Source organism: Bradyrhizobium diazoefficiens (genome assembly GCF_016616885.1).
Taxonomy (GTDB): Bacteria; Pseudomonadota; Alphaproteobacteria; order Rhizobiales; family Xanthobacteraceae; genus Bradyrhizobium; species Bradyrhizobium diazoefficiens_F.
The window spans coordinates 2,356,173-2,368,805 of record NZ_CP067102.1; the positions used below are offsets into that span (position 1 = coordinate 2,356,173).

Annotated in this window: 12 protein-coding genes and 2 pseudogenes; 7 read left to right on the forward strand and 7 right to left on the reverse strand. The window is 63.8% G+C overall.

Features of this window, described 5'->3' with window-relative positions:
* Window positions 1-90: 90 nt before the first annotated feature.
* Complete coding sequence (locus tag JJC00_RS10630) at window positions 91-1,233, reverse strand: hypothetical protein (protein WP_200474072.1); 1,143 nt, start codon at window positions 1,231-1,233, stop codon at window positions 91-93.
* Window positions 1,234-1,241: 8 nt separating this feature from the next.
* Complete coding sequence (locus JJC00_RS10635; RefSeq protein WP_200472519.1) at window positions 1,242-1,943, reverse strand: FecR family protein; 702 nt, start codon at window positions 1,941-1,943, stop codon at window positions 1,242-1,244.
* Window positions 1,944-2,106: 163 nt separating this feature from the next.
* Here JJC00_RS10635 and JJC00_RS10640 point away from each other — a divergent pair, with 163 nt between their 5' ends.
* A complete protein-coding gene (locus JJC00_RS10640; protein ID WP_200474071.1) occupies window positions 2,107-3,411 on the forward strand; it encodes a phospholipid carrier-dependent glycosyltransferase in 1,305 nt (434 codons plus the stop codon).
* A gap of 65 nt (window positions 3,412-3,476) precedes the next feature.
* On the opposite strand, the gene JJC00_RS10645 is transcribed toward JJC00_RS10640, so the two are convergent.
* A complete protein-coding gene (locus tag JJC00_RS10645; protein ID WP_200472520.1) occupies window positions 3,477-4,118 on the reverse strand; it encodes an OmpA family protein in 642 nt (213 codons plus the stop codon).
* Between the two features lie 385 nt (window positions 4,119-4,503).
* Here JJC00_RS10645 and JJC00_RS10650 point away from each other — a divergent pair, with 385 nt between their 5' ends.
* The 3 genes from JJC00_RS10650 (at window position 4,504) to JJC00_RS10660 (ending at window position 6,415) form a co-directional block, all read left to right on the forward strand.
* Window positions 4,504-4,761, forward strand: coding sequence for a hypothetical protein (locus JJC00_RS10650; protein ID WP_200472521.1), 258 nt, complete (start codon window positions 4,504-4,506; stop codon window positions 4,759-4,761).
* Window positions 4,762-4,883: 122 nt separating this feature from the next.
* A complete protein-coding gene (locus tag JJC00_RS10655) occupies window positions 4,884-5,138 on the forward strand; it encodes a hypothetical protein (protein ID WP_200472522.1) in 255 nt (84 codons plus the stop codon).
* Window positions 5,139-5,254: 116 nt separating this feature from the next.
* Window positions 5,255-6,415 carry a winged helix-turn-helix domain-containing protein gene (locus JJC00_RS10660; RefSeq protein ID WP_200472523.1) on the forward strand — a complete coding sequence of 387 codons (1,161 nt, stop codon included), beginning with the start codon at window positions 5,255-5,257 and terminating at the stop codon, window positions 6,413-6,415.
* A gap of 18 nt (window positions 6,416-6,433) precedes the next feature.
* Here JJC00_RS10660 and JJC00_RS10665 read toward each other — a convergent pair whose 3' ends face one another.
* Window positions 6,434-7,423: an NAD(P)-dependent oxidoreductase gene (locus JJC00_RS10665; protein ID WP_246774171.1), complete on the reverse strand. Its 990-nt coding sequence runs from the start codon at window positions 7,421-7,423 to the stop codon at window positions 6,434-6,436.
* A 161-nt stretch (window positions 7,424-7,584) separates the two neighbouring features.
* On the opposite strand from JJC00_RS10665, the gene JJC00_RS10670 reads away from it, so the two are divergent.
* Window positions 7,585-8,619, forward strand: a complete 1,035-nt coding sequence (locus tag JJC00_RS10670; protein ID WP_200472524.1) for a LacI family DNA-binding transcriptional regulator — start codon at window positions 7,585-7,587, stop codon at window positions 8,617-8,619.
* Here the strand turns inward: JJC00_RS10670 and JJC00_RS10675 are convergent.
* A pseudogene (locus tag JJC00_RS10675) lies at window positions 8,585-9,068 on the reverse strand (DUF2809 domain-containing protein). The gene JJC00_RS10670 and the pseudogene JJC00_RS10675 sit on opposite strands and share 35 nt — an antisense overlap.
* A gap of 75 nt (window positions 9,069-9,143) precedes the next feature.
* Here JJC00_RS10675 and JJC00_RS10680 point away from each other — a divergent pair.
* A pseudogene (locus JJC00_RS10680) lies at window positions 9,144-10,470 on the forward strand (MFS transporter).
* Between the two features lie 74 nt (window positions 10,471-10,544).
* Here the strand turns inward: JJC00_RS10680 and JJC00_RS10685 are convergent.
* Window positions 10,545-10,898 carry a type II toxin-antitoxin system PemK/MazF family toxin gene (locus tag JJC00_RS10685; RefSeq protein ID WP_200472525.1) on the reverse strand — a complete coding sequence of 118 codons (354 nt, stop codon included), beginning with the start codon at window positions 10,896-10,898 and terminating at the stop codon, window positions 10,545-10,547.
* 106 nt (window positions 10,899-11,004) lie between these two features.
* On the reverse strand, window positions 11,005-11,265 hold the full coding sequence (locus tag JJC00_RS10690; protein ID WP_349643547.1) for an antitoxin MazE family protein: 261 nt from the start codon (window positions 11,263-11,265) through the stop codon (window positions 11,005-11,007).
* A 139-nt stretch (window positions 11,266-11,404) separates the two neighbouring features.
* On the opposite strand from JJC00_RS10690, the gene JJC00_RS10695 reads away from it, so the two are divergent.
* Complete coding sequence (locus JJC00_RS10695) at window positions 11,405-12,511, forward strand: efflux RND transporter periplasmic adaptor subunit (protein ID WP_200472527.1); 1,107 nt, start codon at window positions 11,405-11,407, stop codon at window positions 12,509-12,511.
* Window positions 12,512-12,633 lie beyond the last annotated feature (122 nt).

The window sequence follows — 12,633 nt, forward strand, 5'->3', positions numbered from 1 at the left end:
TAGCGCCGTGCCCATCATCCGTCCCCCGGTCGAGAGAGGAGTGGTGGGCACGCTTTCGCTTTGCCCACCCTACGAGACCGTGCCCGCCCGCTAGTAATTGATCCTCAGCCCCACGCCGCCATGGATGGTGTTCCCGACCGGCTGCGGGCCCAGCGTGCCGTTGGCGAAGAGGTCCGCGACCCAGCCCTTCTGCACGCGGAAGCCGAGGCGGCCGCCATATTCGAACCAGCCCTGGTTGCCCGTCGTCGGCACCACCATGCCGTCGCCGGTCACGGTGGCGACGATGCCGCTATGGCTGGCGAACGACTGCACCCAGCCGCCATTGATGTTGGTCTCGATGTCGCCGGCGAAGAGATGGGTCCACTGGCCGCCGATCTTGACCAGGCTGGTGCGGTCGGTGCCGGTCGCAATATTGGCGTCGAACGGATTGAACGCGACCGTGTTGTCCGCATAGCCCGATACGCGCTGCCAGAGCTGCCAGACCTCGACGGAGGCTGCGACCTCGTCGCGCGGGGACAACCGGCTCGTCCAGCCGGCGCGACCGTAGACCGCGTAGTTCGCGGCATTGGTCGAACTGGTCACGCTCACTGGACCCAGGCTCGTGTTGTAGCTGCGGGTGTAGCGCGCCTTCTCCCACGGCGTCAGGATCGTGCCGACGTCGAAGAACGGACGCGACGATCCCCAATCGGTGAAGTCATAGCGCAGCGCAAAGGCGCCGATCGGTGCGCTGGTAATGTTGTAGCCGCCCTCGCTGTATTGCGTGTAGGCGAGGCCGGCGAGCAGCGACAGATTGGGCGTCAGCTCCTTGCGGCCATGGATGCCGGCCGAGAACGAGCCGACCGAGCCGAACGCGCTGACGCAGTCGCTGCAATTGACCTGCTCGTTGACGCCAAGCAGCACCGTACCGAGCACCCGGTTCGTGATCATCTGGTTGAAGCGCTGGTTGGCGAGGCCGCCGACCGAGTTGCCGCTGGAATCGGAGCCGGTCGGAGTCGGGCTTGACGTCGGGCTTGGCGACGGGAATGGGGTCGGTGATGGGGACGGGCTCGGCGCCGGAGAGGGACTCGGCGACGGATATGGGCTTGGTGACGGATAGGGGTTAGGATCGCCGCATTCAAACTCGCAGGTGCTCGCGGCCGCGGCGGGACGGGTGTCGAGCGCGAACAGTGCAAACGCCGCGGTTGCGGGCAATGCGCCCGCAAGGACTAGCCGCTTGAAGCCGAGCTTCGCCATCGCCATCGTCAGCGCCCGCACAGCATGCCATCGTCATGGAGGGCGGGCGTGATGGTCGGTGAGGCGTCGGCATATTGGTTGACTGAGCACAGCCCGGCATTGGCGGCGCAGTTGGCGGCGAAAGTCCAGGGCGGCGTGTTGGTCTTGGTGATGGAGGCCTTCCCGCCGGTCGAGGTGATGACCGCGGTGTCGCCCGGCTGGGTGAGCTGGATGCACTGGAAGTTCAGCGTGCAGACGCTGGCCGCGCCCTCCTGAAGCACGACGACCGAGCGGCCGCGCTGCGACAGGATGTCGAGCGTGGTGCCGCGAACGCCGATGGTCGCGAGCGGCGTCGTGATCTTGTAGGCGGTCTTCTCCGAATGTCCGGTGACGAAGCGGAAGGCGCCGGTGGCCATGCGGATCGCGACGTCGCGATAGCTGTGCTCGTCGTTGAAGACGGTGCGGTCGAGCTTCAGCGTGGCGCTCGGTCCCAGCGACAGATTGGTGCTGTCGGCCATGACGAAGCGCGCTGCGCTGTCGGCGCCGGTGCGCACGGTCTCGTCGCGCAGCATGCTGTCGCCGACGCTGATCGGCGACGTGGTCGCGGCGACGCGTACCACCTCGTTCTGAACCAGGACGGCTTCGCCGACGCGCGCTTGGGCCTGCGCGCTAGTCGCTGCGCACAGTATGGCCGACAGCAGTGCAGGGAAAAGCAGAAAACGCAAATTCATACCGTACCCGATCGAAGTCCCTGATCGCGCACGCCTCTGTTGTGGTAGAATGATCACAAGCGGCGCGAGACGAGCGTTAGCTTAGTGACAGTTGCGGCAGAATGCGTTCAATGGATCGGCTGAGTTGTTTTTTATTCGCGGTGACGCAGATTTGCCACGTAAAATAGCCCCACAGCAGTCGCGCGAAGCACATGCGGTTCCGAAGTTGTCGCGAAGCGCAGTGGTCGCTGTCGCGATCTTCCTAGCTGCGCATCTCGCGCTGCTGATCGGGCTGGCGACGCCGGAAAAGTTCGTGTTCGACGAGGTGCATTACGTGCCGGCGGCGCGGCAGATGCTGGGCTCCGAGACGTCGCAGCCGATGCTCAATCCGATGCACCCGCCGCTGGCGAAAGAGCTGATCGCTGGTTCGATCGCAGCATTCGGCGACAATGCGCTGGGCTGGCGCTATCCGGCGACGCTGTTCGGTGCGCTCGCGATCGTCGCGATCTATCTCTGCGGCCTCGCGCTGTTCGGATCGCAGGGGTCCGCGATCGCGGCAGCACTGATCGCGGCGTTCAACCAGATGCTCTACGTGCAGGCGCGCATCGCGATGCTCGACATCTTTGCGCTCGGCCTCGGTCTGCTCGCCATCGCCGCCTTCATGCACGGCTTTCGACGAGAGCGGCCGCAGGCGCTGTTCGCGCTTGCAGGGGCGTTGTTCGGCCTCGCCGCCGCCTGCAAATGGAGCGGCCTGTTTCCGCTCGGTGTCTGCATCGTCATCGTTGCGGTGATCCGCCTGATGCAGGGTTGGCACACGCTGTTCGCGGATGCGAGGCCAAGCGACTGGTACCGCCCCGATCTCTGGCCGGCCTTCAGGGCCCATCATGCTGCGCTCTGCTTCGCGCTGTTGCCGGCCGTGACCTATCTCGCCGCCTTCGTTCCGCTCTACGGGGTGTCGTTGCCGGATCTGATCGAAGCGCAACACCGGATCTTCGCCGACAACACCACCACCGCGATCGCCGGCCACACTTATATGAGCTCATGGCCGTCCTGGCCGTTGCTGGCGCGGCCAGTGTGGTTCCTGTTCGACAAGACCTCGGACGACCACGTCGCGGCGGTCGTTTTCCTCGGCAATCCGTTGGTCGCGTGGCCGGCGCTGCTCGCGCTCGTCGTGGTGTTGCGCGACTTCATCATCACGCGTCGCTGGGATGCGTTCCTGATCGCGGCGTTCTATTTCGGCCTCTGGCTCGCCTGGGCGCTGCTGCCGCGCACGCTGGGCTTCATCTATTATTATCTGCCGGCCGCCACCGCGGCCTCGCTCGCGTTGGTCTATGCACTGCGCAGAGAGGGCCTGCCGCGCTGGCTGTTGTGGGCGTATGTCGGTACTGCGGCGATGGGCTTTGCGGTGATGCTGCCGATCTCAGCCGCCTTCATCGGCACGTCGATGCAGATGTTCAACCGGCTGATGCTGTTCCAGAGCTGGATCTGACAACAGAGAACCGCCTGCCGTTGTCGCGGCAGGCGGTTTTTCGATTGCCGCAATTGCTTCTCAGATCACTTGGATGCGGTCTTGGTGTCCATGTTCACGACCTGGACGCGACGGTTGATCGGGTCGGCGCCGTTGGCGGCGTCCTTCAGCTTGGTCTTGCCATAGCCGACGGTGACGAGATCGTTGCCGCTGAGGCCGTAGTTCTGCACCAGGTACTTCTTGATGGTGTCGGCGCGACGCTCCGAGAGGCCCTGATTGTACTGTTCGGTCCCGACCGCATCGGTGTGGCCGGCGACCACGAAGGTCGAGCCCTTCAGTGACGGATCGGACAACGCCTTGCCGAGCGCCTGCACCGACGGCACCGAGGTCTTGGCGATGTCGGCCGAGTTGTAGTCGAACTGGATCTCCAGATCGATGTTCGGCTTGGTCGCCGCGAGCTCGGCGATCTGATCGCGCTCGCCCATCGACAGCGAACGGGTCTGCCGGTTGCGCACGGTGTTGAGGAAGGTCGCTTCCTTGGCTTGCGCCGTCGGATCGGCCTGCGGACCGGCGGACAGGCCGCGGGTGATCGGCTTGGGCTTCAACGCATCCAGGATCTGGTTGGTGGAAACGTTGGCGTCACCGGCGAAGGCCAGACCCGCCGTCAACGACAGCGCGGCCGTAAGGGTGATCGCCTTCAGTCCAAAAAACTTATTGAAATGGGTCATTGTCGTATCCTCGCTGTGACGCCTGATGGCGATTTGATGCTGCGAGCATAGGGAAGGTTCAAAGGCTCGGATGTGATCTTGGTCACGGTGGCCGCTGAGGCTTCCGGATTTATCCTGCCCATTTGGGTTGTACCGGGGGAGCTTTGGTTCCGCTCCGGCGCTGGTGACCGCGGGCAGGCATCGCAGAAACCGGCGCACATTGATCGTCGCAAAGCCGTCGCCGCATGGCCTGCTCGCGAACAAGAAATCGGCCAGATGCGCGCCTAGCAGACAGCCTTCATCAGACATCGCGGGCGAGGGAGCCGAGTTCCATCCAGTGCCGAGGCCAAGTGACTATCAATTCTATCGCAGCGGCCCGCCGGATCGGACTGTATCTCTGAACGCCATGCCCATCTATATCGGCGCGGCGATGATCGCGGTCGCGATCCTGCTCTCGACGCTGATCACGGGCTTGACCTCCCGCTATGTCGGCCTCGAAGCGCCGACCGACGAGAACATGTGGCTGGTCGACCGCCTCACCGGCAGCGTCTATCGCTGCCAGGCGGAGGGCCGGGGCAGAGCCGCATGCGAGCCCGACGTTGCCACCGGCAGCCTCGGTGACCGGCCCAACGACCGGCCCAAGCCGCCGAAGGACGGCCGCTGAGGTCGTATCGCTTCGCATTGCAGCAAGACAATTTTCTTCTCCACGAAACATTGTCGCGAGAGAATACGTAGTTGCGAAGGCCGGCATGACGCCGGTTTCGTTTTGCTCAAGGAGACTTTTCGATGAAGATCTTGCTCACCGCTGCAGCCTTTATCGCGTTCGCTCTTTCAGCTTCGCCGGCATCCGCCGCGATGATGGCGTGCACCGGCGATAACATGATGAAATCGACGGCCATGATGACCGGCACCGCCGATACGCCCGCCAAGGTGGCCGCGAACAAGGAAATGGCCATGGCCAACACGGACATGAGCAATGGCAAGATGAAGGGCGCCTGTATGCACTACATGAAGGCGCAGAAGGCCATGATGATGAAGTAGGCCTCGGCCACCCCATCCGGCCGCGCTGTCAGCAGATGGCAGCGCGGCTTTTTCTTTGCCACGATCTTTCACCTGTTCTTTTTCCTGGCGCGAATCCCGCTACATTGCGCCTCGCAATGTCCCGCGCACCAAAACCCCTCCCGCTTTCGACGACACAGGCCCGGCAGATCTGGCTGCGCGCCCAGCGGCTCGACACGCGCGCACCGTTTGGCGAGGGCGCGCAGGCCGTCGCGGAGGCGATCGCCCATCTCGGCTATGTGCAGATCGACACCATCAACGTGATCGAGCGCTGCCACCATCACATCCTCTTCAGCCGCATCCCGTCCTATCGCCGCGCCGATCTGCGTGAGGCCCAGAGCGTCGACAGAAGCGTGTTCGAATACTGGACCCATGCGCTGTCCTACGTGCCGTCGAACGATTTTCGTTTCTTCCTGCCGGCGATGCGCGAGCACAAGCGCGAGGGGCACAGATGGTATGCCTCGGTGACGCCGTCCGACACGCGCAAGGTGATGCGGCTGTTGCGGGCCGGCCCGCTGACGATCCGCGACATCGAGGACGACGTGCTCACCGAGAAGGAGCATCTGTGGCAGAGCCGAAAACCCTCGAAGCGGGCACTTCAGCTTGCCTTCTACACCGGCGTCGCGACCGTCAGCGCGCGCCAGGGCATGCTCAAGACCTATGATCTGATGACGCGACATTTCGGCTGGGACAAGGTGCCGAAGCCGGCCTCGGCCAAGGAGATCACGGCCTATCTGCTCGACCGCGCGCTGCGCGCGCAAGGTGTGGTCAGCCTCGATTCGATCTGCCATCTCGATGCGCCGAGCAAGAAGCCGGTGGCAAGCCTGATCGCCGCGCGCGTCCGCCGCGGCGAGCTCGTGCCTGTCGCGGTCGAGGGCGCCGGCAAGCAGGAGCATTGGGCGACGCCCGCGGCGCTCGAGCCTGCCGAGGTATCGCCCGATCTCGTCCACATCCTGTCGCCGTTCGATCCGCTGATCATCCAGCGCAAGCGCACCAATCTCATCTTCGGCTACAACCATCTGTTCGAGGCCTATGTGCCGAAGGCCAAGCGCAAGCTCGGCTATTTCGCGCTGCCCGTGCTGGTCGGCGACGAGATCGTTGCCGCGCTCGATCTCAAGACCGACCGGCAGGCCAAGAAGCTCTTGATGCAGAAATGGACCTGGCTCGGGCAGGGCAAGAAGCTAGCGGGGCGCAAGGAGCTCAAGCAGAAGATCGAGGACGAGCTCGAGCGGTTTGAGCGGTTTCAGCTCGCGGAGTGAGCGTGACCGTCGCCCTGTCTAAGGCCTTTCTTGGAGGTCGCGCGTGCCTCGCGGTTCGCCGCCAAGGTCGGACAGCATATGCGCATACGTGTCCAGCACTTCGTCGGCCGAATAGCCCGAGCGTCGCGCGAACTCCTCGCGCAATTCCAGTCGCGCCGAGACCCTCAGTCGCTCCGCTGTCGCGCTCGTCATGAGGGGATCGAAGCCCAATTCCCGCAGGCCCGCCGCCACGCCGTCCATTTCCACTGCGCGGCGCTCGGCATGCAGCACGTCGGAGCGGACGCACATGTCCAGGAACTTGCTGAAGGTGGTGGCATCCATGGATTGGCAAAGCCCGCGCATGGTTTCACGGCGCACGCCGGCGAGCGTTGCGGCGGTCAGAGCCTCGACCAGCAGCGCTTCCATACCCTTCGTCACCACGCTCCGAAGCATCTTCACGGCCGCTGCCGTCCCGGCTTCGGGGCCGGCCACCTCGATGTGGAAGCCAAATGGCCTGAACGTCTCTGCGAAGCGCTCGGCGCCGCTCCCCGACGTGTAGAGCGGGACTGCGGCGCCATAGAGATCGACCGAGCCCATCAGGTTCGCATCCGCGAACACGCCGCCGCGCGCCTCCACGACCTCGGCGACACGCTTTTTCGTTCTCGGGGTCGCCGCGTTGATGTCCACTACGAGGCAGCCGGGACGCAGAATTCTGGCTATGGCCTCTCCCATCTCGGTCGCGACGGCAACGACAACGGCGGAAAATATTACGTCCGCCTCCGACAGGTCGTCGAGCCGTTCGACCAGCGTGACGCCACATCTGGCCGCGACCGCAAGAAAGGCTTGGGAGTAGGGCGGTGCGTTGGTCTTGCCCTGACAGAATGCGACGATCGGCGCTCCGGTCTGAGCTGCCAGATGCGACGCAAAGCATTGCGCGGCTTCGCCAAATCCAACAAAGGCGACCTTGGGCTGCGGCATGGCTGAAACTTCTCCGGATCGCTCGACGGAAAGGGTGAGGTCTCCGCGCACGGCTTCATCGCGGCCATTGTGCCAAGTTCGGCGCTGGAGTCAATGAACCGGTTCATCGGGCCGGGGACAATCTTACTCCCGTAGTATCGGGGCTGGCCAATATTTCGGCAGATAATGGCCGAAAGACTTGCTTAGAATGGTGAACCGGTTCATGTGGGAGCATGACTTCGCAGACCCGCCGCCCGCAAACCGTGAAAGTCAGGGACGTGGCCCGGGCGGCCGGCGTCGCGGTCGGCACGGTATCCCGTGTACTCAACGATCATCCCACGGTGACCAGAGAGCTGCGCGAGCGCGTCGAAAGGGCCATGGCCGACCTTGGCTATGAGGTTGACGTCACGGCGCAGAGCATGCGCGCGGGACGGTCGCGGCTCGTGGCCTGCGCCATTCGCGACTTCGACATCCCGCGCTTCGCGCTGTTCATCAAGGAGGCCGAGGCGGTCCTGCGCGAGGCCGGATATACCCTGCTTCTGGCGAGCACGACCAACCGCCCCGAAGTCGAGATCTCCTTGCTGCGCGCCTTCCGCAGGCGCCGGGTGGATGGCGTGATGATGACGCTGAGTGATGAGGCGCACCGGGACGTGCGCCAGGCGCTGGCGGAGGCTCCGATGCCGGTCTTGCTCATCGACAGAGACAGCATCGAGGCGCTCGATCGCGTCACGGCCGATCATCGCCTGGGCGCACGCCTTGCGACCAGCCATCTGCTCGGTCTCGGGCACCGGCGGATCGCCATGCTGGTCGGCGATATCAAGGCCTTTCCGTCGCGCAGCCGCTTGGAGGGATTCCGTGAGGCGTATTCGGCGGCGGGCATCACGCCGGATTCGAGACTGTCGGGAGACAATGTGCTCTCGAGCGAAGACGCCTATCGGGCGACGGCGTCGCTCATGAATCTCGCGGATCCTCCGACGGCGCTCTTCGTCGCGGCGATGGACATGCTCGGCGGCTGCCTGAGAGCGCTACGGACCATGCGCATTGCGGTCGGGGACGGGATCTCCGTGGTGACCGGGAGCGATTCCGACCTAGCTGAACTGCATACCCCGCCGATTACCGCGATCGAGTGGGATCTGGCGGCGATGGGCCGCCACGCAGCGACAATGCTGCTGGAGCGGATGCGCGGCGATGAGATCGAACTTGGCCGCGCTCTCATTGTGCCGACGGAGCTGATCATTCGCGGGTCGAGCCGGTCTCTTGCGAACTGAACGTGCTCGCCTGAGGCACGATCCGGTTTGGGGTGACGAAATCCGCGACGCGGACGTCGAGCCAGAGGCCGACCACGACACCGGCGAGGTAGGCAACCAAATTCCACAGCGAGAAGCCCGAGCAGCAGCGCGCCCGCCGTAGTGAGCCGGAACGCGTCGAGCCAGGGGGCATGCACCAGGCGGGTTAACTCGACGACGATCGCTATAGCAGTCGCGATGGCCGCGATCTGCGTCCGCGACAGCCGCGGCAGCAAAACCCCGATCAGCAAGAACACCATCGTCGCCCACAGCAGCGAGCCGCCATACTTCACCACGAAGGCGGGAAGGCCGAGCGGAAAGCCGTATATGCGTAGGGACAGCCCGCAGGCGATCACCACCAGCGCCAGCCCGGCTCGGATCAGCATCTTCCGTCGCAGCGTAATGGTGTTGACTGGCTGCGCTACTTGCATGGCTTCCATTGACTCTTTGCCGACGATGCTGAAAACCGCCTTTTAGCTCACAAAAGCAACAAATCGGGGGAAGCCATGAGCCAGACCACAACCTATATCGGTTCCACGGGAGCCAAGTCGGAAATCGAGACGGCGACCATCCGCGCCATCTCCTGGCGCCTGATCCCGTTCCTGGTGCTGGCCTACTTCTTCTCCTATCTCGATCGCGTCAATCTCGGCTTCGCTGCGCTGACCATGAACGCCGAGTTGAAGTTCACGCCGCTGATCTTCTCTTGGGGTGCCGGCATCTTCTTCATCGGCTATTTCATCTTCGAGGTGCCGAGCAATCTGGCGCTGGAGAGGTTTGGCGCCAGCCGCTGGATCGCCCGCATCATGGTGACGTGGGGCATCATCTCGGCGATGATGGCGCTGGTGAACGGCGTGACGAGCTTCTACGTCCTGCGCTTCCTGCTCGGCGTAGCGGAAGCCGGCTTCTTTCCCGGCATCATCCTCTATCTCACCTATTGGTATCCGGCCGAATATCGCGGCCGCTTCCTCGCGGCCTTCGCGATTGCCGTGCCGGTCTCGACCGTGATCGGCGCGCCGATCTCGGGCCTTTTGCTCGGGCTCGACGGCGCGATGGGGCTGAAGGGCTGGCAGTGGCTGTTCGTTCTCGAGGGCATTCCCTCGGTGCTGCTCGGCATCGTCACCTGGTTCTACCTCACCGACCGGCCGGAGAAGGCGGACTGGCTCTCGGCCGAGCAGAAAGCCTGGCTCAAGGCCCGGCTCGATTCCGAAATCGCAATCAAACAGGCGGTAAAGCACCCCTCGCTCGGCGAAGCGCTCGTCGCCGAAGGTGATCGCGCTCAGCCTGATCTATTTCGGCTTCGTCGGCGCGCTCTATGGCATGCAGTTCTGGTTGCCGCAGATCGTCAAGGCGTTCGGCCTGACCAACGCCCAGACCGGCTTCGTCACCGCGATCCCCTATCTGTTCGGCACCGTCGCCATGATCCTGTGGGCGCGGCATTCGGATGCCACGCGCGAGCGCGTGATGCATGTCGGCGCCCCGCTGCTGCTCACCGCGGTCGCGCTCGCCGTCTCCAGCTCCCTCACCGATCCCACCATGACGATGGTGGTGCTGACGGTCGCCGCGATCGGGGTGTTCTGCTGCTTCGGCGTGTTCTGGACCCTGCCGACCGCCTGGCTCTCCGGCACGGCCGCTGCCGGCGCCATCGCGCTGATCAATTCGGTCGGCAACCTCGCCGGCTTCGGCGGGCCCTATCTGATCGGCTGGGTCAAGGAAGCCACCGGCCAGACCTCGACCGGCCTTCTGGTGCTCGCGGTGCTGCCGCTATTGGCCGGCATCCTGGCCTTCATCGGCGGCCACGAGAGCAAGCACGAGTTCGCCGAACGGGGGCGGTGAAGTTTGGCTGTCATTTCTGGGTTGGTCCTTTGGACCATCCCGGAAGGACGCCGCTGCGACGAGCGTGCGGATGGCTAATCTGCGCGGGTGGCTTTTTGTGAGCCGGCCAACCCGAGAAACACCAGCAGAGCCCGGTTGAGGCGCAAGAGATCCTCATCATCGAGGCGCCCGATCAGTGCCCCCATCTTGGATTTCGGCACCGTGGTGATCTTGTCGACCATCAGGTGGCAAGTCACTCGGAGTCCGTTGCGATCGTCCGGTTCGACCTGCAACCTGAAGAGCGGCGCCTGAGTTTCGTATGTTGTTATTGGGCAAACCGTAATCGATTCTGTTGCGTCAAAATCGTCGTCCTGCACGACAACGACCGGACGTGGTTTCCCCGCGTAGTCCTTTCCGCCGGCTGCTGTCCAAACCTGGCCTCTCTGCATAGGTCGATAAACCGCCATCCTGTGGGAGCGAGTTTGAGTCGAAGTCTGCTGAAAAATGTTTCGCGCCCGAGGTCCTGCCGACTAGATTCCGCCCTCTACTCACAGGTTATTCGATCTCACCAGGCCAGTCGGATATCGCATCGACGAAGGCTTGATCCTCATATTCATGAGGGCTCGATGCGGCCGCCAGTGACTGGCGATGGGCTTCCGCCTTGAAGGACGCTGAGCGCACGTCAGGGACCCATATCTGGATCGGGCGGAGTCCTTGCGCGCGAAGCCGCTCTCGATGCTCGCGGACCTTCGCCCGCGACGACTTTGACTTGGACGAGGACGGCATAGGTCTCTCCATTCGGTTACATGTAACCATATCAAAACAGGCGAGCTCGGCCAATGGTCGATGACTTACCACCCCTTAACGATCACGCTTTCCTGATGACTGACGATTATTGACTTTTATCAGTGATTAGTCGACATTCCTCTCATTGCAGACGCAGGAGTGTCCTCCGATGTTCGTTCGGTCCGTTTTGTCCAGCTATTCCAGGCTCTTGGCGGGTGTGTCGCTGGCCCTGATGGCCGCTGCGCTGGCCGGGTGTAATGATACCGTGGCGCAAAAAGCCGAGCCGCCGCGGCCGGTCCTGGTCGCGACCGCCCATTATGATGCCGAGACCCCGGAGCGCAGCTTCGTCGGCACCGTCAGGCCCCGGATCGAGAGCGATCTCGGCTTCCGCGTCGCCGGCAAGGTCGCTAAGCGTCTCGTGGAAGTCGGCCAGACCGTCGAGATCGGACAGCCGCTCGCCACCCTCGACGAGGTCGATCTGAAACTGCAGGCCGAGCAGGCCGTCGCCGAGCAGACCGCCGCCACCGGCGTGCTGGCCCAGGCTGCCGCGGCCGAACAGCGTGCCAAGGATTTGAAGGCCAAGGGCTGGACCACCGACGCGGCCATGGATTCGAGCCGCGCCGCCGCCGACGAGGCACGTGCGCGCCTCGACCGCGCCGTCCGCTCGGTCGAGCTGACCAAGAATTCTCTTTCCTACGCGACGCTCAATGCCGACGCCCGTGGCGTCGTCACCGCAACGCTGATCGAGCCCGGCCAGGTGGTTGCCGCAGGCCAGACCTCGATCCGTGTCGCCCGCTTTGCCGAAAAGGAAGCGGTCGTCGCGATCCCTGAGACGCTGGTCGGACGTGCCAAGTCGGGCGCCGCCAGCGTCACTCTTTGGTCGGAGCCGGACAAGAAATATACGGCGAAGCTCCGCGAGATCGCGCCCACCGCGGATTCCGCGACGCGCACTTATCTCGCAAAGTTCTCGCTGCCCGAAGCCGACGACAAGGTTTCGCTCGGCATGACGGCGACGCTGACGCTGTCGGACGCCGCCACCGAGCGTGTCGCGCGGCTGCCGCTGTCGGCGCTGTTCAACGAAGGCGGCAAGCCGTCCTTCTACGTCGTCGACGACAATGGCGCGGTCACGCTCAAGCCTGTCGCGGTGAAGTCCTACGACAGCAACGACGTCGTCATCACCAGCGGTGTCGACGAGGGCGCCAAGATCGTCACGCTCGGCGTGCAGAAGCTCGATCCCGGCCAGAAGGTGCGGGTCGTGTCGTCACTGTCCTTTTAGTTGGTGTCATTTCCGGGTCTGGTCCTTCGGACCATCCCGGAATGACAAAAGAAGTACCAGTTACGTCGTGTGAGGTGAGTTTCGGCCTTTGCCCCTACGCAAAGGCTGAAGCGGCGAAGCGA

What these genes read in the sequence shown, in the direction of transcription:
- JJC00_RS10670 (WP_200472524.1), top strand. Translation starts at nt 7,585, where the DNA reads ATGACTTCGCAGACCCGCCGCCCGCAAACCGTGAAAGTCAGGGACGTG.
- JJC00_RS10650 (WP_200472521.1), top strand. Translation starts at nt 4,504, where the DNA reads ATGCCCATCTATATCGGCGCGGCGATGATCGCGGTCGCGATCCTGCTC.
- JJC00_RS10635 (WP_200472519.1), bottom strand. Translation starts at nt 1,943, where the DNA reads ATGAATTTGCGTTTTCTGCTTTTCCCTGCACTGCTGTCGGCCATACTG.
- JJC00_RS10630 (WP_200474072.1), bottom strand. Translation starts at nt 1,233, where the DNA reads ATGGCGAAGCTCGGCTTCAAGCGGCTAGTCCTTGCGGGCGCATTGCCC.
- JJC00_RS10645 (WP_200472520.1), bottom strand. Translation starts at nt 4,118, where the DNA reads ATGACCCATTTCAATAAGTTTTTTGGACTGAAGGCGATCACCCTTACG.
- JJC00_RS10655 (WP_200472522.1), top strand. Translation starts at nt 4,884, where the DNA reads ATGAAGATCTTGCTCACCGCTGCAGCCTTTATCGCGTTCGCTCTTTCA.
- JJC00_RS10685 (WP_200472525.1), bottom strand. Translation starts at nt 10,898, where the DNA reads ATGCAGAGAGGCCAGGTTTGGACAGCAGCCGGCGGAAAGGACTACGCG.
- JJC00_RS10660 (WP_200472523.1), top strand. Translation starts at nt 5,255, where the DNA reads ATGTCCCGCGCACCAAAACCCCTCCCGCTTTCGACGACACAGGCCCGG.
- JJC00_RS10695 (WP_200472527.1), top strand. Translation starts at nt 11,405, where the DNA reads ATGTTCGTTCGGTCCGTTTTGTCCAGCTATTCCAGGCTCTTGGCGGGT.
- JJC00_RS10690 (WP_349643547.1), bottom strand. Translation starts at nt 11,265, where the DNA reads ATGGTTACATGTAACCGAATGGAGAGACCTATGCCGTCCTCGTCCAAG.